Source organism: Streptomyces sp. NPDC058812, from assembly GCF_042744565.1.
Classification (GTDB): domain Bacteria; phylum Actinomycetota; class Actinomycetes; order Streptomycetales; family Streptomycetaceae; genus Streptomyces; species Streptomyces thinghirensis.
In genome coordinates this window covers 165,701-190,141 of sequence record NZ_JBHYOB010000009.1, presented here as the reverse complement: position 1 = coordinate 190,141, position 24,441 = coordinate 165,701, and the positions used below count along the sequence as shown (strand labels likewise).

Annotated in this window: 12 protein-coding genes and 1 tRNA gene; 8 read left to right on the top strand and 5 right to left on the bottom strand. The window is 71.3% G+C overall.

Going from position 1 to position 24,441, the window contains the following annotated elements; translation table 11 throughout:
* Positions 1–85: 85 nt before the first annotated feature.
* The gene (locus ACFW48_RS20575; RefSeq protein ID WP_386316560.1) at positions 86–12,193 is read right to left on the bottom strand and encodes an amino acid adenylation domain-containing protein; all 12,108 of its coding nucleotides are present in this window, start codon (positions 12,191–12,193) and stop codon (positions 86–88) included.
* A 121-nt stretch (positions 12,194–12,314) separates the two neighbouring features.
* On the opposite strand from ACFW48_RS20575, the gene ACFW48_RS20570 reads away from it, so the two are divergent.
* From ACFW48_RS20570 to ACFW48_RS20550, 5 genes are all read left to right on the top strand, one after another.
* Positions 12,315–13,112, top strand: a complete 798-nt coding sequence (locus tag ACFW48_RS20570) for an NB-ARC domain-containing protein (protein WP_386316558.1) — start codon at positions 12,315–12,317, stop codon at positions 13,110–13,112.
* A 758-nt stretch (positions 13,113–13,870) separates the two neighbouring features.
* A complete protein-coding gene (locus tag ACFW48_RS20565; protein ID WP_386316556.1) occupies positions 13,871–14,593 on the top strand; it encodes a M50 family metallopeptidase in 723 nt (240 codons plus the stop codon).
* Positions 14,594–14,731: 138 nt separating this feature from the next.
* Positions 14,732–16,048, top strand: a complete 1,317-nt coding sequence (gene aroA, locus ACFW48_RS20560) for a 3-phosphoshikimate 1-carboxyvinyltransferase (protein ID WP_386316554.1) — start codon at positions 14,732–14,734, stop codon at positions 16,046–16,048.
* Between the two features lie 12 nt (positions 16,049–16,060).
* Complete coding sequence (gene rsgA, locus ACFW48_RS20555) at positions 16,061–17,074, top strand: ribosome small subunit-dependent GTPase A (protein ID WP_386316552.1); 1,014 nt, start codon at positions 16,061–16,063, stop codon at positions 17,072–17,074.
* Positions 17,075–17,233: 159 nt separating this feature from the next.
* Positions 17,234–17,557: a multidrug efflux SMR transporter gene (locus ACFW48_RS20550; RefSeq protein ID WP_121749126.1), complete on the top strand. Its 324-nt coding sequence runs from the start codon at positions 17,234–17,236 to the stop codon at positions 17,555–17,557.
* Positions 17,558–17,565: 8 nt separating this feature from the next.
* Here ACFW48_RS20550 and ACFW48_RS20545 read toward each other — a convergent pair whose 3' ends face one another.
* The gene (locus ACFW48_RS20545) at positions 17,566–18,192 is read right to left on the bottom strand and encodes a TetR/AcrR family transcriptional regulator (protein WP_386316550.1); all 627 of its coding nucleotides are present in this window, start codon (positions 18,190–18,192) and stop codon (positions 17,566–17,568) included.
* Positions 18,193–18,677: 485 nt separating this feature from the next.
* Between ACFW48_RS20545 and hisN the strand changes: the two genes are divergently transcribed.
* A complete protein-coding gene (gene hisN, locus ACFW48_RS20540) occupies positions 18,678–19,478 on the top strand; it encodes a histidinol-phosphatase (RefSeq protein ID WP_386316548.1) in 801 nt (266 codons plus the stop codon).
* 143 nt (positions 19,479–19,621) lie between these two features.
* Complete coding sequence (locus ACFW48_RS20535) at positions 19,622–20,029, top strand: cyclic nucleotide-binding/CBS domain-containing protein (RefSeq protein ID WP_386316546.1); 408 nt, start codon at positions 19,622–19,624, stop codon at positions 20,027–20,029.
* Between the two features lie 149 nt (positions 20,030–20,178).
* Here ACFW48_RS20535 and ACFW48_RS20530 read toward each other — a convergent pair whose 3' ends face one another.
* The gene (locus ACFW48_RS20530) at positions 20,179–21,630 is read right to left on the bottom strand and encodes a catalase (RefSeq protein WP_386316544.1); all 1,452 of its coding nucleotides are present in this window, start codon (positions 21,628–21,630) and stop codon (positions 20,179–20,181) included.
* 144 nt (positions 21,631–21,774) lie between these two features.
* On the opposite strand from ACFW48_RS20530, the gene ACFW48_RS20525 reads away from it, so the two are divergent.
* Positions 21,775–22,191, top strand: coding sequence for a Fur family transcriptional regulator (locus tag ACFW48_RS20525; protein ID WP_310871323.1), 417 nt, complete (start codon positions 21,775–21,777; stop codon positions 22,189–22,191).
* Positions 22,192–22,303: 112 nt separating this feature from the next.
* Here ACFW48_RS20525 and ACFW48_RS20520 read toward each other — a convergent pair.
* Positions 22,304–22,377, bottom strand: a tRNA-Met gene (locus ACFW48_RS20520).
* 198 nt (positions 22,378–22,575) lie between these two features.
* Complete coding sequence (locus ACFW48_RS20515; RefSeq protein WP_386316542.1) at positions 22,576–24,393, bottom strand: tetratricopeptide repeat protein; 1,818 nt, start codon at positions 24,391–24,393, stop codon at positions 22,576–22,578.
* Between the last annotated feature and the right edge of the window lie 48 nt (positions 24,394–24,441).

Here is a 24,441-nt window from a genome sequence, read left to right as displayed (position 1 = left end):
TCTCCTGTGTATCCGGGTGTCGGTCAGGGGCTGGTGGAGCCGGTGGAGCCGCCCGTCGGTCCGGCTCCACCCGTGCCTGGTGTCGTTACGCCCCGACGGGGCCGTGCGGCCTGGCGGCCGCCTCGTCGGAGGCGATGACGCGGTGGACATACCTCTCGACGAACTGCTCGTCGAACGGCGCCGCGGGGTGGTCGTCGCCGCCCAGCACGTACTCGCCGGCGAGGCCGGCCCCGAACGTGAGCGTCAGGTTGTCCGGCGTCAGTCCGTCCACGAGTGCGGCGATCCGGGCCAGCGCACTCGTGGAGTCCGTGGCCGCGAAGGCCAGGGCCCGCTGCTTCCACTCGTCGAACGGCACCAGTTCGCCGGCGCCCGTCGCCGAAGCGACCATCTCGAAGAAGCGGTTGAAGCTCGGCGCCCCGGCGTTGACGAAGTCGTAGTCCCGGCCGATGCGGTCCCGCTCCTCAAGCATGATCGCGGTGATGGTCCGGGACAGATGGTCGACCGGCAGGACAGCCGTGAGGCTGGCGCCCGTGCTCGGGAAGCACCCCAGGGCCATGCTGCCGGCGACCAGGTTGTGCAGGAAGTCGCCGCGGTCGAGCCGGAAGTGGCCCGTCGCGGCGGACGGCCCCACGAACGGCAGCCGGTACACCGAGGCCTTGGCGCCGCGCCAACGTGCCGCGTTCACCATCTGCTCCGCCATCCACTTGGAGGTGACGTAGCCGTACTCCATCTCGTCCGGCGTGACCTCGTACCCGAGGTAGCGCGGCAGGGTCCCGAAGGTCGACATGACGTGCACCGTCTTGCCGCGGCCCGTCGACGCCAGCCGCAGGGACTCGTGCACACCGACCACGTTCGGGCCGATGTACTCGCTCAGGGGCCGCATCCAGTCCACGAGGGCGCCGGAGTGGCACACCGCGTCGACCTCGTCGGCGAGCCGGTCGAACGCCTCGCCCGTCAGCCCGAACAGGGGCTGGGACAGGTCGCCCACGACCGGATGCAGCAGCGACGCGAAGTCGTCCTGCCACATGCCGTAGCTCGACAGCACACCGGTCAGCCGCCGCGTGGCGGTCTCCTGGTCGTCGGCCCGCACCAGGCAGTGTGTGGCGACGCCGGCGGCCAGCAGTTCGCGCAGGAGGAAGGCGCCGACGAAGCCCGTGGCACCGGTGAGGAACACCGATTCCGGACGCCCCAGGTCGCCTCGGCAGTTGTCGAACCGCAGCGCCGGGTCCAGGTAGCCCTTGCGTACCAGCGCCATGTCGAGACCGGCCGCGTTGTCCGTGTCCGCCGCACCGGCGGTGTCCTCACCGGTGGAGACGGCCGCCTCCGACGGTTCGTCCAGGCCACGCTCCAGCAGTTTCTCCAGCAGGAACTGAGCCAGCGACTTCAGGTTCGGACGATCGAACGCGACCTTCGCCGGCAACGCGATGCCGGTCATGTCCGCGAGCTGGTTGCGCATCAGGACGGCGGTCAGCGAGTCGATGCCGAGGTCCTGCAGCGGCAGGCCGGGGTCCACGTCGCTCATCGAGTGGAAGCCCAGCGTCCTGGCCACGCCCTCGCGGACCATGTCCAGCACGACCGACTCCTGCTCAGCCGGAGCGGTCTGGCCGAGCAGCTTGCGCAGACCCGCACCGCCGTCGCCCTTGGCGCGGGAGCCGCCGCCACCGTGGGCGCTCAGCAGCGAGCGCAGCAGCGGGGGTACGCCGCCCTGGCCCTCGTAGTAGCTCTGGATCCCGGTGAGGTCCAGTGCGGCCGCCACGGTCAGCGGGCGGCCGCTGCGCACCGTCTCCTCCAGCAGTTCCAGGCCGTCCTGCGGAGAGAGCGCGTCCATGCCGGTGCGGCTGATCCGGGCCCGGTCCCGTTCGCTGAGCGTCGCGGCCATGCCCTCGCCGTCCCATGGTCCCCAGGCCACCGAGGTGGCCGGCAGGCCCTGGGCCCGGCGCAGGTACGCAAGCGAGTCCAGGAAGGCGTTGGCCGCCGCGTAGTTGCCCTGGCCCGGCGCCCCCAGGATGTCGGAGATCGAGGAGAAGAGCAGGAAGAAGTCCAGGTCGAGATCGCTCGTCAGCCGGTGCAGGTGCCAGGCCCCGTCCACCTTCGGCGAGAAGACGGTGTCCAGCCGTTCGGGCGTCAGCGCCGACAGAGCGCCGTCGTCGAGCACACCGGCCGCGTGGACCACACCGCGCAGAGGACGTTCCGCGTCGAACAGTGCCAGCACCGAGGCCATGCTGTCCGCGTCGGCGGAGTCGGCGGCCACCACCGTGGCGGTGGCACCGAGCTTTTCCAGGCCGGCCACCAGCGCGTCCGCGCCAGGGGTGTCCGGGCCGCGCCGCGAGGTGAGCACGAAGTCGCGCACCCCATGGGCGTCCGCCAGCCAGGTGGCGACCTGCCCGCCCAGGCCCCCGACGCCACCGGTGATCAGCACCGATCCGCCCGGCTGGACGAATTCCTTGTGCTCAGTGGGTGTCAGCACCACCTTGCCCACGTGCCGTGCCTGGGCCATGAAGCGGAGCGCGTCGGACGTGGCCGTGATCGGGAAGGTGCGCAGCGGCAGCGGCGTGAGCTTGCCCGCCGCGAACAGTTCGGCCAGCGACACCAACATCTCGTGCATCCGGTCCGGACTGGCCTCGAGCAGGTGGTAGACCCGGTACTTCACGCCGGGGTGGTTCTCGTCCACCCACGACTGCTCCCGCAGGTCGATCTTGCCGAGTTCCAGGAAGCGTCCGCCCTCGCCCAGCATGCCGAGGCTCGCGTCGATGAACTCGTCGGCGAGCGAGTTCAGTACGACGTCGAAGCCGCGTCCGGGCGCGGTGCGGCCGAACGACTCGACGAAGCCCAGATCGCGGGAGGACGCGATGTGGTCGTCGGCCAGCCCCATCTCGCGCAGCGTCGCCCACTTCGGCTCGCTGGCAGTGCCGTACACCTCGGCGCCGTGCAGTCGCGCCAGCTGGACGGCTGCCATGCCGACGCCGCCCGCCGCGGCGTGGACCAGCACCCGCTCGCCCGGCTTCAGCGCGCCCAGGTCGTGCAGGCCGAACCACGCCGACAGGAACGTCATCGGGATGGTCGCGGCCTCCTCGAACGTGAGGTTCTCCGGGACGCGGACCACCCAGCGCGCGTCGGTGACGACCTCCGCGGCGAACGAGCCCTGGCCGAGGCCCAGTACCCGGTCGCCCACCTCGACGTCCTTGACACCGGCCCCGACCTCAGTGACCACGCCGGAGAACTCCATGCCGAACACGGGGAGTTCGACCATGCCGAGCGCGTTGAGCACGTCCAGGAAGTTCACCCCGGCGGCCTTCACGTCAGCCCTGATCATGCCCGCCGCCAGCGGCTTCGGGGTCACCCGGCGCACCGACAGCGGCTGGTCCAGACGGCCCTTGGCGGCGATTTCCAGCTGCCAGCGACCCTCCGGGGGCAGGGTCAGCTCGCCCGAGGCGCCGACCCGCTCGAGATGCGGGACGAGTACCTCGCCGTGCCGCAGTACGCACTCCGGTTCATCGGAGATCATCAGCGCCGGGGCGAGAGCGGCCAGATCGGCGTCCTCGTCACCGAGGTCGAGCAGGCGCAACGCGAGGTCGGGGTGCTCGCTGCGGGCGGTGCGCATCAGGCCCCACAGCGGACCCGCGCCGAGCCCGGAGGCCATGTCGTCGGCGTTGACGCCCACCGCGCGGCGGGTCAGCCACACCAACGGCGGCACGAACCCGGTCTCGGCCGCGGTGTGGAGCTGGCCGAGTGCCGCGGCGGACAGCGTGTGCGCCCCGGCCAAGGTGTCCTGGCCGGCGTCCCACAGGCAGATGACGCCGTCGAGCTCCTCGGCTTCCTCCAGGTCGCGCACCTTGAACGCCTGGACACCGGCCCGGCTCAGCGCCCTCTTCACCTCAGCCGCCCAAGGCACGTCACCGCCCGGCGACAGCAGGCCCCAGGAACCGCCGACCTCCACCTTCTCGGTGTCGGCCGGCCGCCAGTTCACCTCGAACCGGAGCCGGTCCACTCCCTCCGCGGCCAGCCTTCGCAGCACCGCGCGGTCGACCCGCCGGGCGTGCAACTGCTCCAGCCGGCCGATGTTCCCACCAGCGGAGTCGAAGAGGTCCAGGGACGCGTGGAACTCGCCGTCGCCCATCTCGAACTCGGCGACCCGGACCCACACTTCCGCCAGGCCCTTCTCCCGGATCGACAGGCGTTCCGCCTCGAACGGCACGAGCACGTCCTCGGGGTTCGTGTTGTGCATCCGCATGCTGAAGAGCTGCGACTGCATCGCCGAGTCCAGCAGAGCGGGGTGCAGGACGTAGCTGCCGGCGGTGTGCGCGGCGTCCTCGGGCAGGGCCGCCCGGGCCCACACCACCCCGTCGGCCTGCCACGCCTCCTGTATGCCCCGGAACACCGGACCGAACTCGTAGCCGATGGTGTCCAGTTCGGCGTAGAGCGCAGAGACGTCGAGACGCTCGGCACCGGGCGGCGGCAGCACCACGGCGTCTGCCGTGACGGGCTTCGCGGGCACGATCCGGCCCTGCGCATGCAGCAGCCACTCGCCGTCCCTACGGTCCGGTGCGCTGTACACCTGGACCGGCCGGGCGCCCTCGGACTCCTCCCCCACGACGACCTGCAGGCGGGCGGGTGCACCGCCGGCGAACACCATCGGATACAGGAAGTCGACGTCGGCCACGTCCCATTCGCCGGGTGCGGCGGCGTCGGCAGCCGAGCGCATCGCCTCGATGTACGCGGTGCCCGGCATCAGGACGGTGCCCGTGATCTGGTGGTCCTGCACCCACGCCGGCTCCTCGGGCGCCACCACGGTCGTGAACACCGCCGTCTCGGTGCCGGCGATCCGCACGGCGCCGCCCAGCAGCGGGTGGTCGGTGTCGTCCAGACCGGCGCCGACCGTGCGTGGCGTCGACGGCTCGAACCAGAAGCGCTCACGCTGGAAGGCGTAGGTGGGCAGGGCGACCCGTTCACCGCCGAAGGGACCGAACCAGCCCCGCCAGTCGACCGGCACGCCCCTCACGTGCAGGTCGGCAAGGCTGCGCTGGACCACGGCGACGCCGTCCTTGCCCGCGGCCAGCGACGGCAGCCACGCGATGTCGGTCTCGTCGGCCAGACACGCCACGCCCATACCGGAGAGCACCGGCTGCGGACCGAGCTCCAGGAAGGTGGTGACGCCCTCGCGGTGCAGGGTCGCGATGCCGTCGCTGAAGCGCACCGCCTGGCGCACCTGGCGCACCCAGTAGCCGGCCTGCTCGAGCTCGCCCGGCGCGGCGAGAGCTCCGGTGAGACTACTGACCAGCGGGATCGTCGGGGGGCGGTACGTCACGGTCTCGGCGACCGCCTGGAAGCCGGCCAGCATGGCGTCCATGTGGTGGGAGTGGAACGCGTGCGACACCGTCAGTTCCTTGACCCGGCGTTCCTGACCGGCGAAGTGCGCCACCAGGGCCCGCAGGGCGTCGGCATCGCCGGAGACGACGGTCTGTGTCGGGGTGTTGAGGCCGGCCAGATCGATCTTGCCGGTCAGGTCCAGCTCCCGCACCGCGGCCTCGACCTCGGCGGCGCCGGCCTCGATCGAAGCCATCGCGCCGCGGCTGGGCAGCGCCTGCATCAGGCGTCCCCTGGCGGCCACCAGACGGGACGCGTCGGCCAGGTCGAAGACGCCGGCGACGTGCGCGGCGGCGAGTTCACCGATGCTGTGGCCCAGGAGCAGTTGCGGCTGCACGCCCCAGCTCTCCCACAGCCGCCACAGCGCCACCTCCAGCGCAAAGAGGGCCGGTTGGGTGAAGTCGGTCCGGTCGAGCAGCGCGGCGTCGTCGGTCCCCTCCTCGGCCCACATGACATCGAGCAGCGGACGGTCCAGTTCGGTGAAGTGGGCGACGATCTCGTCGAGCGCGTCACGGAACGCCTCATGGGTCTCGTACAGATCCCTGCCCATGCCGACCAGTTGACTGCCCTGTCCGGTGAACAGCAGGGCCAGGCGCTGTTCCTCTGCACTGTCACCGGTCCGCGCGGCGCCGGGCGGGGTCTCCCCGCTGCGGGCGAAGGAACCGAGTTTGTCCAGCAGTTCGGACCTGTCCTTCGCCATCACCACGAGCCGCTTGCGGAAGTGGCTGCGGGTGGTGGCCAGCGAATGTGCCAGGTCGAGAAGCCGGTCCTGGATGTTCATGCCCACGTACTGGTGGAGCGCCTCGGCCTGCGCGCGCAGGGCAGCGTCGGTGAACCCGGACACCACGAACGGCAGCATCGAAGGCGGCTGCGCCGCGGGCCTGTCCGACGGGAGGGGCGCCGGCGGTTCCTCCACGATGACGTGTGCGTTGGTGCCGCCGATGCCGAACGAGCTCACCCCGGCGCGGCGCGGCCGGTCCTTCGGCAGCCACGGCTGCGGGTCCAGGGTCAGGGCCATGTTCGCGCCTGACCAGTCCACGTCCGGGGTGGCTTCGGAGACGTGCAGGGTGCGCGGAATCATGTTGTGCCGCATGGACAGGACGACCTTCATCACACCGGCCAGGCCGGCGGCCGCCTGGGTGTGGCTGAGGTTCGACTTGACCGAGCCGACCCACAGCGGTTCATCGGGGTGGCTGCCGCCGAAGACCTCACTGGCGGCGGTGCCCTCGATGGGGTCGCCGAGGCGGGTGCCGGTGCCGTGGGCCTCCAGATAGTCGATGTCCTTCGGCTGCAGCCCGGACGCGCCGAGGGCCGCGCGGATGACCTTCTGCTGAGCGGGTCCGCTGGGCGTGGTCAGGCTCGCCGCGTGGCCGTCGTGGTTGACGGCGGTGCCGCGCAGGACGGCATGGATGGTGTCGCCGTCGCGCTGCGCGTCGGAGAGCCGTTTCAGGATGACGACGGCGACACCCTCACTCCATCCGGTTCCGTCGTTGTCGGCGGAGAACGACCGGCACAGCCCGTCGGGCGACATCCCGCGCAGCCGGCTGAACTCGACGTTCATGTTGGAGGTGAGCAGGATGGTCGCGCCGCCGGAAATGGCCAGGTCGCACTCCCCGTCACGCAGCGCGTTGGCGGCGAGGTGAGTGGTCACCAGGGACGACGAACAGGCCGTGTCGATCGTGATGGTCGGGCCTTCGAGGCCGAACACGTGGGAGAGTCGGCCGGACGCGGTCGCGAGCGCGGAGCCCGTACCCACGTACCCGTCCAGGTCGGCTATGGAACCGCCGGTGGTGATGCCGTACTCGTGGTACGAGGAGTTCTTGCCGACGCCGATGTACGTGGCAGTCTGGCTTCCGCGCAGCTGGTCGAGTGTGTAGCCCGCGCGTTCGAACGCCTCCCACGTCGTCTCCAGCATCAGCCGCTGGAGCGGATCCATCGCATGCGCCTCCCGCGGCGCGATACCGAAGAACGACGCGTCGAACATGTCGATCGGCGTGGCGAGGAAGCCCCCGCGGCGTGTCACCGACTTGCCGCGCACATCCGGGTCGGGGTCGTAGATCGCGTCGGCGTCCCATCGGTCGGCGGGGACCTCGCTGATACCGTCGGCCCCGCGCTCCAGCAGGTCCCACAACTCCTCCGGGCTGCTCACGTCGCCGGGAAGCCGGCAGGCCATGCCGACGATGGCGATGGGCTCCTCCTCCGCCCGGCGGCTCGGCGGGATCTGCGTCGGGCCGGTCCGGGCCCCGGTGAGGTGCGCCGCCAGGGCCTTGACGGTGAAATGCTCGAAGAGCTTGGCCGAGGAGATCGGCCGGCCCAGCACCTTCTCCAGCCGGGTCTGGACACGGACCACGCGCAGGGAGTCCCCGCCGATCTCGAAGAAGTTCTGGTTGACGCCGATGCGGTCGTGGCCCAGTACCTCCGCCCAGATCGCGAGGATGTCCCGCTCCAGCTCGTTGGCAGGCTTGGCCATGGCTCCGGCGTCGGTGACCGGGCCCGGCAAGGCGTTGCGGTCGATCTTGCCGTTGGGGGTGAGCGGGAAGTCGTCGAGCTCGACGAAGAACGCCGGCACCATGTACGCGGGCAGCCTCTCGGCCAGCCAGGGGCGAAGGAGGCGACCCATCGGCTCCTTGGCCGGCTCGCCCGCCGCGGGCACGTTCGCATACTGGGCCAGCGTGGCGCGGTCGGTGGCGGCGGCCGGGCGCAGGCTCAGGTCCGGCGTCAGGCCCGGGCGCCAGAACACCGCGTCGAACGTCCGCTTGTCACCGGAGCGGCTGGGGAGCAGCGCGCATTCCAGTCCGGTCTCCTGAGCGATCTCGGTGAGGTCACGGGGATCCACCGGGAGGGCGTACGGTTCCGTCGCCTCGCCGAGGGCCCCGATGCGATCGGGCACCGCAGCCAGCCGGCCGTTGGGCACGTCGGTCAGGCGCAGCGGCCCGCCGTCGAGGCCGGCGAGCAGCGCGGGCACGGCGGCGATCTCGAGCGACTCGGTCCGCCAGTCGTGCTCGGTGTCGGCGGCGTGCGCCTTGGGGCCGCCGCCGATGTGGAGCGTCACGTCGTAGCGGTAGCGAGTCATCTCGTTGACGTACTGGCCGTTGCGCAGCATGACGTCGACGCGGGTGATCTGCGGGAAGAGAGAGGGGAGGTCGGCGAAGTAGTCCGGTGCGACGACCAGTTCGCGTTCGGCCCGCACCTCGCGTTCGACGCGGCGGGCCACCTCCTCGGGCGTGAGGCCGTCGTGGCGGAACTGGATCACGTCGGCATGGAACATGCGCAGCAGCGACAGGTCGCGGATGTCACCGAGGAACACCCGCCCCTCCGTCACCGCGGTGGTCGCCCACTCCAGCACCGAGTTCAGGTATTCGACGCTCGGGAAGTACTGGGCCACCGAGTTGACGATCACGGTGTCGAAGGAGCCGGCGGCCACGGCCGGCAGGTCGTGCGCCGGGCGGTGCTCGCACGTGACATGCGGCAGCGAGTGCAGGTGGTGCCGGGTGACCTCGACGGCCTGGGCCGAGGCGTCCACCGCGTGGTACGCGGTGGAGTGCGGCGCGACGGCGAACATCATCAGCCCGGTGCCGAAGCCGACCTCGAACACGCGCTGGGGCGCGTAGGACAGGATGCGGTCGACCGAACCGCGCTGCCAGTCACGCATCTCAGCCACGGAGAACGGCAGACCGTCGTAGCTGTTGCGCCAGCCGGCCAGGTTGAAGGTGTCGTCATCGGCGTCGGACTCGTAGGCGCGGTCCCAGGCGCCGGCCCACTCGGCCAGCGCGGTGCGCTGTGCCTCCTCATCGCCGGCGGACTCGGTGGACGCGGCGGTCTCGCGGACGCAGTAGGCGACCAGTTGCTCGTCGCGGCCGACGACGACCGCGCGGGCGATGTCGTCGTGAGCGGTCAGCGTGGCCTCGATGTCGCCCAGCTCGATGCGGTGGCCGCGGAGCTTCAACTGGCTGTCGTTGCGGCCGAGCACGCGCAGCGCGCCGGGTGCGACGAACCGGGCCATGTCGCCGGTGCGGTACAGCCTGTGGCCGGCGCGGAACGGGTCGGGGACGAAGCGGGCCTGGGTCCGCTCGGGGGCGGCGTGGTAGCCATGTGCCACGCCGGCGCCGCCGATGCACAGTTCTCCGGAGAAGCCGGGCGGCACCGGCGCGAGATTCTCGTCCAGGACGTAGAGCTGGGTGTTGGCCACCGGCCGGCCGATGACGACATCGCCCTCCGGCTCCACCCGCCAGATGCTGGACCAGACGGTGGTCTCGGTGGGCCCGTACATGTTCCAGACGGCGTCGCCGCAGCCGAGCAGGCGGTCGGCCAGTGCGCGCGGCAGGGCCTCACCCCCGCACAGGATCTTGCCCAGCCGCGGCTCGCCCTCCCAGCCCGCGTCCAGCAGCAGCTGCCAGGTCGCCGGCGTGCCCTGCATCATCGTGATCCCGTGACGCTCCATCAGGCCGATCAGCGCGTTCGCGTCGGCCGTCTCGTGGGCCTGGGCGATGACCGTGGCGGCCCCGCTGAGCAGCGGCAGGAACAGTTCCAGGACCGCGATGTCGAAGGAGATGGTGGTGACCGCCAGCAGCCGGTCGGTCTCGGCGCAGCCAGGCTCCCGGCGCATGGACTCCAGCAGGTTGCACAGCGCGCCATGGCTGATCTCCACGCCCTTGGGCGTGCCGGACGTGCCCGAGGTGTAGATGACGTAGGCGAAGTCGTCGGCCTGGACCTCGACGCCCGGGTTGGCGGCGTCGCCGTCGGCACGCTCGCCGGCGGCGTCCGTGATGCTCAGGCAGCGCTGCGACCACTCGGCGAGGTTGGCAGGCACCGCGGTCGGGGTGAGGACGATCCGGGGGTCGGCGTCGTCGATCATCTGGCGGATACGTTCCGCCGGGAAAGCCGGGTCGACCGGCACATAGGCGGCACCCGTCTTCAGCACCGCCAGCACGGCCACGACGACGTCGGGCGAGCGGTCCAGCCCTATGCCGACCAGGTCGCCGCGGCCGATGCCACGCTCGATCAACGTGTGCGCGGCACGGTTCGCCCGGCTGTTCAGCTCGCCGTAGGTCAGCCGCATGTCGCCGCAGATCAGTGCGACGTTGTCGGCGTGGCGCTCGGCGGCCTGCTCGAAGAGCGTGTGCAGGCGGTGGCCGAGGACGGTGTCGTCGTCGGTGGCGTTGAAGGCGTCGGTCAACGACGCGCGCTCCGCCGCGGAGAGGATGTCGACGGACGCCAGGGTCTCGTCGGCCAGCCCGGGTATGCGGTCGCACCAGTCGCCGATCTGCGCGGCGAGGCGGGCGACGTCGCCGCGGGCCAGACGCTGGGCGTCGAAGTGGAACTCGACCGTCTCGCCGTCGGGTCTGACGACCAGGTTCAGCGCCGGGCGCCGGGCGTCCGCGGGCTCCGTCGCATCGGCCCACGAGATCATCACGTCGGGTGTCAGATCGCCGGCGTCCCACAGCCGGCGCAGCGTCTCGTCCCGTCCGATCTGGTCCCGGCGCAGCCATCCCTTCTCCTGCCCGAGACGGAACTCCTCGGCGACCGCCCGGAGGTTGTCGGCGATCGTCCGGCCGGGGTCGACCGTGGCGCGCAGCGGCAGCCAGGCGGCGAACAGGTCCCGGTAGCCGGGGTCGATCCCGTCGCGGGGCGCGGCGACGGCGAGAGTGACGTCGTTCGTCGCGGCCGCCCGGCTCAGGTACGTGCTCACCATGCCGGCCAGGGCGGACACTCCGCCGGGTGCCGGGCAGCGCGCGACGACGGGAGCGGCGTCCTGCTCGGTGTCCTGTGTGGCGTCCTGCTCGGTGCCAGATGCCCGCGGCGTGAAGGGCAGGCGGAACGGGTGGGCGTCGACGCCAAGACGCTCGCGCCAGTGGGCGGCGGCCTTCGACGCCCGGGTGCCGGTCTCGGTGATGCTGTCCCGGAGCGCGTCGCCGGGAGCCAGGAGGATCAGGCCGGCCTGGACCGCGTTCTCCGTCCGGAGGCTGTCCGTGTCGACCGGCTCGCCCTCCAGCGTGCTCAGCCGGATCAGGCGAACGGCACCGGTGGCCGTGGCCACGTTCAGGCCGTCCGCGTCGCAGGACAGCACCTCGCCGGGTGCGGCACCGGGGGACGCCACGCCGACGCGGGCCTCGCGGACGGCGAGAATGCGCCCGTTGACGTTCACCTTGGGCCACACGAGCGGGCAGCCGAACAGCCCGTGGTCGGTCGCCCGGACCATCGCAACGATGTCCTCGGCCGCGCGGGCCCAGTCGATCAGGCCCTCGGCGGAAAGCTGCGTGTGCTGGGAGAAGTAGCGACGCGCGGCCAGGTCCTGAGGGACGGCGGCCTCACGGCCTTCGACGATGTCACCGATCAGTTCGGCCACGCTCGCGACAGCCGCCTCGTCGCACTTCACGCCCAGCGACAGCGCGGTCTCGTCGGGCTCGACCGGCACCGGTACCCGCTTGAGGATGTCGCCGCCGTCCACCAGTTCGCCGATCCGGTGCCACGTGATGGCGTAGTCGCTCTCACGGTTGGCGACGGCCCAGGAGGGTGCGTTCAGGCCGGCGTACTCGGGCAGCGGACCGTAGTGGTAATTGACGCTCGTCCGATGCGCGCATGCCAGCAGTGCCTCGGGGATCAGGGCGTCGTTCCCGATGCTGAGGAGCACGTCGCACGACAGCCGGGCCGGGTCGAGAAGCGCGTCATCGAGGTCGTGGTGGCCGATTCCCGACTTGACGGCCCAGGCGCGGACCACGGCGTCGCCGGTCACCACCGCCCGGATCCGGTGCCCTGCCGACAGCAGCGCCTCACCGCAGCGAGCGAGGACACCGCCCTTACCGATCAGAACCACGCTCAGAGTCCGCATCACTGTTCCCCCAGTTCCCCCGTAGGGGAGGTATCAGAGCGATCAACGTCGATGGCGCGTGGTCATGATAATCAGTCAAGATGCAGATTCGATAGGATAGTTAGAGGTCTTGCCTACTGACGTGACATCAGTTGGCGAGATCCTCGACGGCATCACGGCCCCCCGGAATCCCTCGGGCCACGACCGGACCATCGGCGACGGACGATGCCTGTCTTCTCGGCGACCGTGTCGGGAGGAGGCCGACGCCGTCATCAAGGCGGTCAGACGCACTTGGCGATGGCGCGGCAGCGCCACTGTCGCGATCACGATCGGCCTGCACGGGGCCGGCGGCTTCGGCAGGACCAGCCTGGCACGCTACGTCGCCGCGCAGCAGTCGGTACAGAGGCGATTCCCGGGCGCTGTTCACCTGATCACCATCGGGCGGGAGGTCCGCGGTCGTGCCGCGATCGCGGCGAAAGTCGCGGAAGGGAATTGCCTGATCACCGGTGATACGTCGGAGACCGGCCCGGACCCGGAGCTCGCCGGGAACCACTCGGGTGCTCTCCTCGCGAAGCGGCCGCGCACTCTGCTGGTGATCGACGACGTATGGGAGCGTGACCAGCTCGACTTTTTCATGCATGGTGCCGAACGGGCCTGCGTGCCTCTGTCGACCACCAGCAGGCCCGACGTGCTCCCGTCTTCAGCGACCCGGATCGAAGTCGACGGCATGACCGTGGACCAGGCCCGTCAGATGCTCACCCACCAGCCGCGCGACCTGCCGCACGAGCAGGTGCGTGCAGGTGGGCCTGCCGCCCAGGACACCGATCCATTGACAATACGCGGACCGATTTCACCGAATCCGCCGAGGCGTTTGCGAAACATCTGTCGCTCGGCCCCAGCCCGTTCGAGTACCGCCGGACACGTCAGTCAGGAGGCTTGAGTGAGATGTGCCGCACAGGCACGGCCCCCCGCCGACAGGCTTCGCGGCACGCACCAGGATGGCGGATGTCGGTTTCGCAGTTGCGTTGCCTGGTGGGCAGCTCGGTCGACGGATCCGTGGGAGGGCCCCGCCGGCCTCGTCACTGGCATCGACCCGGTACGGGCCGGTCCCGCGCCTCGCTCTGGGGTCTCGGACGAGCATTTTCGCCGGCTGTCCCCTCGGGGTTCGCTGCCTGCGCGTCGCTCCCGCACTCCTGTGCCCCGCGTTTGACGCACGAATGAAAGTGACGGTGCGGCCTCGAGGTAGTCGAGGAGCTTGGCCTTCTGCGGCGGGCAGACGCGGGTGAGGTTCCGCTCCACCGGCAGCAGCTCGATGTGGTCGTCTCCGCTCGGGCGCACCGGCAGATGCCTCGAGCGGGAGACCAGCAGCGCGTAGACGACTTGTTCTCCTGCGGCACGAGCCTCGCACTCACAAACGGGTACCTCTCCCGGCGTCGACGACGCGAGCGGTGGTAGGTCTGCGAGATCAGCACCGGCCCAGCACGGGGCGGGCTTCCCGGGGTGATCACAGGTGCTTCCAGGTCAGCACACAGCCAGCACGGGCAGGGCAAGAGCCCCGGATCACTCCGGGGCTCTGATGCTGTGACCTGCACGTTTGCCGTCAGGAACGATCGCTGCTACCCGGGCGCCTCAGACAACGTCCGCACATACGTGCCACACTGCCAGACCCCGCGCGCATACGAGGAGCCCTCACCGAACATGGACCACCTCGCAACGGCCTCGCTCACCTCCCTCTGGGACGAGGTCTCCGGCACCCAGCCCGATCCCGACCTCTGGGTGGTGCTCGCGGCCCTGGTCGCCGCGCTCGCCGTCGTCGTGCCGCACGGGCTGTGGCGGATAGCGCGCAACGCCATCACCATCGCCCACGAGGGCGGCCACGGGCTCGTGGCCCTGCTCACCGGGCGCACGCTGACCGGCATCACGCTGCACTCGGACACCAGCGGCCTGACCGTCAGCCGTGGCAAGCCGCACGGGCTCGGGATGATCCTGACCGCGGTCTCCGGCTACACCGCTCCCCCGCTGCTCGGCCTCGGCGGCGCCGCGCTGCTGGCCGCGGGGCGCATCACCCTGCTGCTGTGGCTGGCGACGGCGCTGCTCGTCGCCCTGCTGGTGATGGTCCGCAACGCGTACGGGGTACTGACGGTGGTGCTCACCGGCGCGACGTTCGTCCTGGTGTCCTGGCTGGCCGGGCCGCAGGTGCAGGCGGCGTTCGCGTACGCGGTGGTCTGGTTCCTGCTGCTCGGCGGGGTGCGACCGGCCTTCGAGCTGCAGGCCAAGCGGGCGCGGGGCGGCGCCGGGGACTCGGACGCGGACCAGCTGGCCCGCCTGACCCACGCACCGGCGGGGGTGTGGTTCTTCCTGTTCCACGCGGTGTCGCTGTGCTCGCTGATCGGCGGGGTGCGTTGGCTGCTGGAGCTGTGAGCCGGGGCGCATCCGGCCTCACACTCCCGCATATATGCACGGCAATTGCACAGTCGAATTGCACTGTCGCGCTTTCGGTCAGGTTTCGCCGCTTTTGATCAAGATCTCCGATCGTCCTCAGCCATTAAAGTGGGACCCATGACCGTGAACCCCACGCACACCGCCCTCTGGCCCGCCCCGCACGCGAGCGGGGCCGTCGACGCGACCGTCCACGTGCCCGGGTCCAAGTCGGTCACCAACCGCGCCCTGGTGCTGGCCGCGCTCGCCTCCGAGCCGGGCTGGCTGCGCCGCCCGCTGCGCTCCCGCGACACCCTGCTGATGGCCGGTGCCCTGCGCGCGATGGGCGTCGAGATCGAGGAGGGCGTCGGTCCGGACGGCACCGGCGAGTTCTGGCGGGTCATCCCGGCCGGCCTGCGCGGCCCGGCCACGGTCGACGTCGGCAACGCCGGCACGGTCATGCGCTTCCTGCCGCCGGTCGCCACGCTCGCCGACGGCGCCATCCGCTTCGACGGCGACCCGCGCTCGTACGAGCGTCCCCTGCACGGCGTGATCGACGCGCTGCGCGTCCTGGGTGCCCGCATCGACGACGACGCGCGCGGCGCGCTGCCGATGACCGTGCACGGCGGCGGCGCCCTGGAGGGCGGCCCGGTCGAGATCGACGCGTCGTCGTCCTCGCAGTTCGTCAGCGCACTGCTGCTGTCCGGTCCGCGCTTCAACCAGGGTGTCGAGGTCCGCCACACCGGATCCGCGCTGCCGTCCATGCCGCACATCCGCATGACCGTCGACATGCTGCGCTCGGTCGGCGCCCAGGTCGACACCCCGGAGTCCGGCGGCGAGCCGAACGTCTGGCGGGTCACGCCGGGCGCGCTGCTCGGCCGGGACCTGACGATCGAGCCGGACCTGTCCAACGCCCAGCCCTTCCTGGCGGCGGCGCTGGTGACCGGCGGCAAGGTCGTGGTCCCCGACTGGCCGTCCCGCACCACCCAGCCGGGCGACCGGCTCCGCGAGATCTTCACCGAGATGGGCGGTTCCTGCGAACTGACGGACTACGGGCTCGTCTTCACCGGATCGGGCGCCGTGCGCGGCATCGACGTGGACCTCGGCGAGGTCGGCGAGCTGACCCCGGGCATCGCCGCCGTCGCCGCTCTCGCGGACTCCCCGTCCACGCTGCGCGGGGTGGCGCACCTGCGCCTGCACGAGACGGACCGCCTGGCCGCGCTCACCAAGGAGATCAACGAACTCGGCGGCGACGTCACGGAGACCGCCGACGGCCTGCACATCCGCCCGCGCCGCCTGCACGGCGGGGTCTTCCACACCTACGAGGACCACCGCATGGCCACCGCCGGCGCGATCCTCGGCCTCGCGGTGGAGGGGGTGCGGATCGAGAACGTGGCGACGACGGCGAAGACCCTGCCCGAATTCCCCGACCTGTGGACCGGGATGCTCGGGGCGTAGGGACGGTTCGCCATGCGCCGCTACGGCAAGCACACCGACGAGGACGACATCCGCTCCCGCCCCAACCGCAAGGGCAACCGGCCGCGCACCCACACCCGGCCCAAACACGAGGACGCCGCCGAGGGCCTGGTCCTCACCGTGGACCGCGGCCGGCTGACCTGCCTCGTCGAGGACCGGGTCGTGATGGCGATGAAGGCCCGCGAACTGGGCCGCAAGGCGGCGATCGTCGGCGACCGGGTGGCGCTGGTCGGTGACATGTCCGGCAAGAAGGACACTCTCGCCCGCATCGTCCGCATCGAGGAGCGCACCTCCGTCCTGCGCCGCACGGCGGACGACGACGACCCCTACGAGCGTGTGGTCGTCGCCAACGCCGACCAACTCGCCATCGTCACCGCCCTCGCCGACCCCGAGCCGCGCCCCCGCCTGATCGACCGCTGCCTGGTCGCGGCGTTCGACGGCGGCCTCACTCCGCTGCTGGTCATGACCAAGTCGGACCTCGCACCGCCCGACCAACTCCTGGAGCTGTACGGGGCGTTGGACATCCCCTACGTTGTCACCAGCCGGGAGGAACTGGAGAACGGCGCCGCAGCCGGTCTCGTGCGCGAGCATCTGGACGGGAAGATCACGGCCTTCGTCGGCCATTCCGGCGTCGGCAAGACGACCCTGGTCAACACCCTGGTGCCGGAGGACCGCCGCCGGGTGACCGGCCATGTGAACGCGGTGACGGGCCGCGGCCGGCACACCACGACCTCGGCCCTCGCCCTGCCGCTGTCCTCGGCGGGGGGCGGCTGGGTCGTCGACACCCCCGGCCTGCGGTCGTTCGGGCTGGCGCACATCGATCCGTCGCGGGTGATCAACGCCTTCCCCGACCTGGTGCCCGGCACGGAGGGCTGCCCGCGCGCGTGCAGCCACGACGAGCCCGACTGCGCTCTGGACACGTGGGTCGCCGAAGGCCACGCCGATCCGGCGCGGCTGTACTCGCTGCGTCGGCTGCTGTCGACGCGGGAGCGGAAGGAAGGCGACTGACCTTCGCGTTGTTTGCCGTGCCGTGGTACCGGTAAGTGCATAATCGCACCAAGCTGGATCCAAGCCGGATCCAGGCCTGAGCAAAGCTGGACGAAGCCACCATACGAAGAAGACCAGGCGACGCAGCGGTCACGGTACGGGACTACGGGAGGACAAGACATGGCGTGGCTGCTGGTCATCGTGGCCGGGGTGCTCGAAACCGGCTTCGCCGTCTGCCTGAAGCTGTCGCACGGCTTCACCCGGCTCTGGCCCACCATTGCCTTCTGCGTCTTCGCGCTGGGCAGTTTCGGCCTGCTGACCCTCGCCCTGAAGAAGCTCGACGTCGGTCCGGCGTACGCGGTGTGGACCGGCATCGGCGCGGCGGGCACCGCCATCTACGGCATGGTCTTCCTCGGCGATCTGGTGTCGACCCTGAAGATCGTCTCGATCAGCTTCGTCATCATCGGTGTGATCGGGCTCCAGTTGTCGGGCTCGGCGCACTGACACACCCCCTAGGCCGTCAACTGGCGCGGCAGGGCGGTGCGTACGAGTTCCGCCACCCCGCCCTCGGCGGGCGGCGCCGCGACGCAGGACAGGGCGAGACGCACGGCCAGTTCGCAGGAGCGGGCCAACTCGGCGGTGGTCGGCGGCGGGAGCGTGCCGGCGCCGTTCAGGACGGCCACGGCACGGTCGCGTACGAGGGCGACGAAGTCCGCGGGCGAGGGCAGTGGACCGTCGGCCCGGCGCTGGGCCGGCACCGCGGAGGAGGACGGCACCGCCGTCAGGGCCGGGGAGGGCAGCCGCTCGCTCCAGCAGCCGGTGAGCATGGCCCGCACCAGCGCGTTCTCGCGGGCGGCGGACGTGGTCCACTCCGCGGTGGCGGTAAGCCGTTCACGAGGGTCGACGGCACCGCCGGAACCACCGGCAAGCGCACGCTCCACGCCGGCCAGATACCCGTCCGCCTCCCTGCGGACCAGCGCCCTGGCGAGGCCCTCCTTGCTCCCGAACTCGTTGTACAGCGTCTGCCGGGACACCCCGGCCGCCGCCGCCACGTCCACCATCCGCACAGCGGACCACGGCCGACGCGCCAGCGCCGTGTAGGCGGCATCGAGCAGGGACTCCCGGGCTGCAGGCACCATCGCCTCCCTCGGGCCGAGCGACTTGGTGCCCAGATTTGACGGGTATGGGGGCACTGTCAAGGGGCTGCGCGGAGCCGTGGCCCCGGCCTCGGGCAGCCGCGGCGCAGAGCCGCGGGCAAGTTGTGCCGTTGGCAGGCAGGCGGCGCGCCGTCGCATGCCGTCGCGGCCGCGGGCAGAGTGGGCGCCGCCGTAGTAGCCACGGGCAAGCGCACGCCGTCTGACGGCGGCCAAGCGCATGCCGTGGTAGCTGCGGGCAACCGCGCCTCCCCAGGGCGACGCGGGTGGGTGCTGGGGACACCCCTCCCGGGGGCGGCACCCCGCCACGCCGGGCCGCGCGCCCACCTCCGCGCAGCACCGACAGACCCGTACGCCACCAACACCGCTGCCAGGGGTGCCCGTCCGGCACCGCCGCCCACCCCGTCGACCGCCCCGCCCCGCCAAACCCCTGGTAGCCCCGCCCCACCCCCGACAGATACCGTGACCGCATGCCCGACTACCTCGACGACCTCCGCCTCGCCCACGTCCTCGCGGACGCCGCCGACGCCGCGACGATGGAACGCTTCAAGGCCCTCGACCTGAAGGTCGAGACCAAGCCGGACATGACCCCGGTGAGCGAGGCGGACAAGGCCGCCGAGGAACTCATCCGCGGCCACCTCGCCCGCGCCCGCCCCCGCGACGCGGTCCTCGGCGAGGAGTACGGCGTCGAGGGCACCGGTCCCCGCCGTTGGATCATCGACCCGATCGACGGCACCAAGAACTACGTGCGCGGCGTCCCCGTCTGGGCCACCCTCATCTCCCTCATGGAGGCGGGTGAGGGCGGCTACCAGCCCGTCGTCGGCCTCGCCTCCGCCCCGGCCCTCGGCCGCCGCTGGTGGGCGGTGAAGGACCACGGCGCCTTCACCGGCCGCAGCCTGACCTCGGCCTCCCGGCTCCAGGTCTCCCAGGTCTCCGCCCTCTCCGACGCCTCCTTCGCGTACTCCTCGCTTCAAGGCTGGGAGGAGCAGGGCCGGCTCGACGGTTTCCTCGATCTGACCCGCGAGGTGTGGCGCACACGCGCGTACGGCGACTTCTGGCCGTACATGATGGTCGCCGAGGGCTCGGTCGACATCTGCGCCGAACCCGAGCTCTCCCTCTGGGACATGGCCGCGAACGCGATCATCGTCACGGAGGCAGGCGGCACCTTCACCGGCCTCGACGGCCGTCACGGTCCGAACAGCGGCAACGCGGCGGCGTCGAACGGACGGCTCCACGACGAGCTTCTGGGGTATCTCAACCAGCGCTACTGAGCGCATTCCTGACGCGCCCTACGCACCCCCGCCCGCCCTCTTGTTGACCCGTGTTTTACCTGCCACTCTGAGAGTCCCCCCACTTGTGAACTTGTGAATCCATGAACTAACTCATGGATCACCGGCAGGAGGTGGCTCCACCCATGCTCGTCCGCGAAGCCATGAGCACGGTAGTCCTCACCATCGGCCCCGCCCACACCCTCCGCCAGGCCGCCGCCCTGATGTCCGCGCGCCGCGTCGGCGCGGCCGTGGTGTACGACCCCGACGCCGGCGGCATCGGCATCCTCACCGAACGCGACGTCCTCGTCTCCGTCGGCATGGGCCAGGACCCGGACACCGAACGCGCACACGCCCACACCACCACCGACGTCGTGTTCGCCGCGCCCTCCTGGACCGTGGAGGAGGCGGCCCGGGCGATGGCGCACGGCGGCTTCCGCCACCTCATCGTCCTCGACCGCGGCGAGCCCGCGGGCATCGTCTCGGTCCGCGACATCATCCGCTGCTGGGCTCCGGAACGCTCGCGACCCGCGGCACCGGCGGTGATCGCCTGACGACAGCTCGCCGGCGACGCGGCTGGGGCACTCCCAGCGGCACCCCCAGCGACACTCCCAGTGGCACTCCCGCCGACACGACGAACGGGCCGGACCCCCGTCCCCGGGGATCCGGCCCGCCGCTGCGACAAGCGGTCCAGTGCTGGACGTCAGCCGCGCAGGGCCTGCACCGCGGACTCCAGCCGCTTGCCGAAGTCGCCGTCGGCCTGACGGAAGTTGTTGATCGCACGCTCGATGATGTCGTCGCGCGAGACATCGGAGAGGGCGCCGGCCAGGTTGTTGATCAGCCGCTCCTTCTCCTCGTCCGTCATCAGCCGGTAGAGGTTGCCCGCCTGGACGAAGTCGTTGTCCTCGGCGTGGGACGGAGTCGCGGTCTCGCCGGTGACACCGGAGACAGCGACCGGCTGCCACAGGGGCTTGTCCGTCTGGAACGGGCCGCCGAAGCTGTTCGGCTCGTAGTTCTTCGCACCCTTGTGGCGACCGTCGTACAGGTAGCCGTCCCGGGAGTTGGTGCGCGCCTCGGTGGCGTGCGGACGGTTCACCGGCAGGTGGTCGGCGTTGATGCCGACGCGGTAGCGGTGGGCGTCGCCGTAGCCGAACAGACGGCCCTGGAGCATCTTGTCCGGGGACGGGCCGATGCCGGGCACGAAGTGCGCCGGGGAGAAGATCGACTGCTCGACCTCGGCGAAGATGTTCTCCGGGTTGCGGTTGAGCTCCAGCTTGCCGAACCAGACGATCGGGTAGTCCGCGTGCGGCCACACCTTGGTCAGGTCGAACGGGTTGAAGCGGTAGGTCGCCGCCTCGGCCACCGGCATGATCTGCACGCCGACGGTCCAGGACGGGAAGTCGCCGCGCTCGATGGCCTGACGCAGATCGCGCTGGTGGGAGTCGGGGTCCTCACCGGCGAGCTTGTCGGCCTCGGCCTGCGTGAGGCACTTGATGCCCTGGTCGGTCTTGAAGTGGTACTTGACCCAGAAGGCCTCGCCGGCCTCGTTGTTCCACTGGAAGGTGTGCGAGCCGAAGCCGTCCATGTGGCGGTACGACGCCGGGATGCCGCGGTCACCGAACAGCCAGGTCACCTGGTGCGTCGACTCCGGCGACAGGCCCCAGAAGTCCCAGACGTTGTCCATCTCCGTCGAGCCCGTGTAGGGGTCGCGCTTCTGGGTGTGGATGAAGTCCGGGAACTTGATGGCGTCCCTGATGAAGAACACCGGGGTGTTGTTGCCGACGAGGTCGTAGTTGCCCTCTTCGGTGTAGAACTTCAGCGCGAAGCCGCGCGGGTCACGGACGGCGTCCGCCGCGCCCAGGTTGCCGGCCACGGTCGAGAAGCGGAGGAAGGTCTCCGTCTCCTTGCCGACCTCGGACAGGAACTTCGCCCGGGTGTACTTGGTGACGTCGGCGGTAACCGTGAAGGTGCCGTAGGCGCCGGCGCCGCGGGCGTGCACGACACGCTCCGGAATGCGCTCACGGTTGAAGTGGGCCAGCTTCTCCAGCAGGAGCTGGTCCTGCACGAGCACGGGGCCGCCGACGCCCGCGGTCTCACTGTTCTGGTTGTCGGCTACCGGAGCCCCGGCCTCCGTAGTGAGCGGTCCCTGAGTCACGTACGCCTCCTGCGCCAATTCTGCAAAACCTGTCCCTTGGCTAATGCCACTCCTGATCCTACAATGGACAATGTCTAAGTCAAGTAAGACTCCAAAGTCACACACGTTCGGGACCTGGTCCCCCTTGCTGTTAGGCTGGTCTGCATGAGTGACCTACTGGAACGGCTGCGTGGACGCGGCTGGCGCATGACCGCGCAGCGGCGCGTCGTGGCCGAGGTCCTCGACGGCGAACACGTCCACCTGACGGCCGACGAGGTGCACGCCAGGGCTGTGGGCAAGCTCCCCGAGATCTCCCGGGCGACCGTCTACAACACCCTGGGCGAGCTGGTATCGCTCGGTGAGGTGCTGGAAGTCGCGACGGACAAGCGCGCCAAGCGCTACGACCCGAACGCGCACCAGCCGCACCACCACCTGGTCTGCGCCCAGTGCGGCGCGATCCGCGACGTCCACCCGATCGGCAACCCGCTGGCCGACCTCCCCGACTCGGAGCGCTTCGGCTTCACCGTCTCGGACGTCGAGGTGACGTACCGCGGCACCTGCCCGAACTGCGCGGCGGCGTAAGCCCTCCCCTTCGCACGAAGAGCCCCGGCCCCGACAGGCGCCGGGGCTTTTCACGTGAGTGTCAACGCACCGAGGGCCGGAACCCTTTCGGATTCCGGCCCTCGGCCTTCAGTAGCGGGGACAGGATTTGAACCTGCGACCTCTGGGTTATGAGCCCAGCGAGCTACCGAGCTGCTCCACCCCGCGTCGATGAATGGAACATTACGTGAAGCCCACCATCAGAAGCAAATCGCTTCCACCACCGCCCTGGCTGCGGGCAGTCGTGCCGCTGGGGCGGCACGGGTGGGCGCAGCGGCACCCGGTCAGCGCCCCGCATACGCGTTCCTGGCCAGCGACAACGCCGGCGCCCTCAAAGGCACCCCCAGCCCAGCGCAGCGTCACGCGTCACGCCGACAACTCCTGCCGCAACGCGTCCCGCAACCGGGCGGCCCGCTCCGCCACCCCCCGCGGCCCCAGGGACACCGCCCGGTCCGCCCACCGCTGCCCCTCGGCCAGTTCCCCCCGCCGCGCGCAGACCAGCGCCAGCCGCAGCGCCGCCCGCCCGTGCCCGGCGTCCGCCGCCCGGCGCCACCACACGACGGCCTCCGGCTCGCTCCCCTCCCGGGCCAGCAGCAGCCCGAGATTGAACGCGCCGTTGCGGGACCCGGCCTCGGCCGCCTCCCGGTACCACCGTGCCGCCTCCACCACGTCACCGCGGGCCGCGGCCAGCATCCCGACCCGCACCTGGGCCCGCCGGTGCCCCTGGGAGGCCGCCCGCTCGTACCACTCCTCGCACTCGGACTTCTCCTGTGCCGTCTCCCCCAGCTCGTGTGCGGGCGCGGGCGGCCGGCGGGCGTCGAGCAACGCCGCCAACCGGTACGCGGCCTCCGCGCTGCCGCCCCCCGCCGCGCACCGCAGGAACCGCTCGGCCTCGCGCTCGTCACCGTCGCGCAGGCGTGCCATCCCGACCTGGAGCGCCGCCTCGGTGTGCCCGGCGGCGGCAGCCCGCTCGTACCAGCGCAGTGCCGCCCGCTCCTCACCTCGTCCGGCGTGCAGGATCCCGAGGTTGAAGGCGGCGTCGACGCTGCCCGCCTCGGCGGCCTTGGAGAACCACGGCTCGGCGCCGGTCTCGTCCCCGCCGCGCAGCAGCAGGATGGCCAGCGCGTTGGAGGCCTCCCGGTGTCCGGCGTACGCGGCCCGCCGGTACCACTGCTCGGCCTGCGTGGTGCGCCCCTGCTCGGCGCAGAGGAGCCCGAGGTTGTACGCCCCGTTGTCGTCCCCGGCGTCCATGGCCGCCCGGTACCAGCGCTCGGCGGTCTGGGTCTCGCCGCGCTCGGCGTGCAGCGCGCCCAGCGCGTTGGCGGCGTTGCCGTCACCGTCCTGCGCGGCCCGCAGCCACCACACGGCGGCGCTCTCGCTGTCCCCGGCGTCCCGCAGAAGGAAGCCGAGCGCGCAGGCGGCGCGGGCCTCGCCGTCCTTGGCGGACGTCAGGTACCAGCGGCCGGCCTCCTTGAGTTCGCCCCGCTTCTCCAGGATCGTCCCGAGGTGCAGTGCGGCCCGCCGGTGGCCGCGCGCGGCGGCCTGCCGGTACCACTGCTCGGTCTCCTCGGCCACGGAGGCCGCCGCCCCGTCATCGCCGGCACGGCCCTGCCCGGCGCGCCGGTCCAGCGTCCGGGCCAGCCGGTACGCGGCCTCCCGGTGCCCGCGGTCGGCCGCGGCCCGCATCCACCGCTCGGCGCCGGCGTCGTCACCGCGGTGCTCCAGCAGGTCGGCGAGCGCGTAGGCGCCCAGCACATGGCCCTGCTCGGCGGCCTGGCACAGCCAGTATTCGGCGGCGGGCTCGTCCCCGCGCTCGCGGAAGTGCCGCCCCAGTGCGTGGGCCGCCGCGGCGGACCCGGCGACGGCGGCGATCCGCCACCAACCGGCGGCCTCGTCGCCGTATCCGCGCTGGTGCAGCAGGACGCCCAGGTTGTTGGCGGCGGCCCGGTCACCGGCCGCGGTGGCGGCACGCAGATGGGATTCGGCCCCGTCGAAGTCGCCGCGGCGCAGCAGCATCGCGCCGAGGACGCTCATCGCCTCCACCTCGCCGGCTTCCACGGCGAGCCGCAAGCGCACTTCCTCGGCAGCCTCGTCGGCGGCCTCCTGGGCCTCGTCCGCGGCTTCCTCCTGACCGGACGGCTGCGCAAAACGCCCTGTCCCGAACAGATTTGCCATGTCCCCCATAACGTCCATCGTCGCACCACCTGCAACCTGGGTACATCCGGTATACCG

Bases quoted from the DNA above. Each gene is read 5' to 3' on its own strand.
- ACFW48_RS20575 (WP_386316560.1), bottom strand. From the start codon at position 12,193: ATGCGGACTCTGAGCGTGGTTCTGATCGGTAAGGGCGGTGTCCTCGCT.
- ACFW48_RS20565 (WP_386316556.1), top strand. From the start codon at position 13,871: ATGGACCACCTCGCAACGGCCTCGCTCACCTCCCTCTGGGACGAGGTC.
- aroA (WP_386316554.1), top strand. From the start codon at position 14,732: ATGACCGTGAACCCCACGCACACCGCCCTCTGGCCCGCCCCGCACGCG.
- rsgA (WP_386316552.1), top strand. From the start codon at position 16,061: ATGCGCCGCTACGGCAAGCACACCGACGAGGACGACATCCGCTCCCGC.
- ACFW48_RS20550 (WP_121749126.1), top strand. From the start codon at position 17,234: ATGGCGTGGCTGCTGGTCATCGTGGCCGGGGTGCTCGAAACCGGCTTC.
- ACFW48_RS20545 (WP_386316550.1), bottom strand. From the start codon at position 18,192: ATGGTGCCTGCAGCCCGGGAGTCCCTGCTCGATGCCGCCTACACGGCG.
- hisN (WP_386316548.1), top strand. From the start codon at position 18,678: ATGCCCGACTACCTCGACGACCTCCGCCTCGCCCACGTCCTCGCGGAC.
- ACFW48_RS20535 (WP_386316546.1), top strand. From the start codon at position 19,622: ATGCTCGTCCGCGAAGCCATGAGCACGGTAGTCCTCACCATCGGCCCC.
- ACFW48_RS20525 (WP_310871323.1), top strand. From the start codon at position 21,775: ATGAGTGACCTACTGGAACGGCTGCGTGGACGCGGCTGGCGCATGACC.
- ACFW48_RS20515 (WP_386316542.1), bottom strand. From the start codon at position 24,393: ATGGGGGACATGGCAAATCTGTTCGGGACAGGGCGTTTTGCGCAGCCG.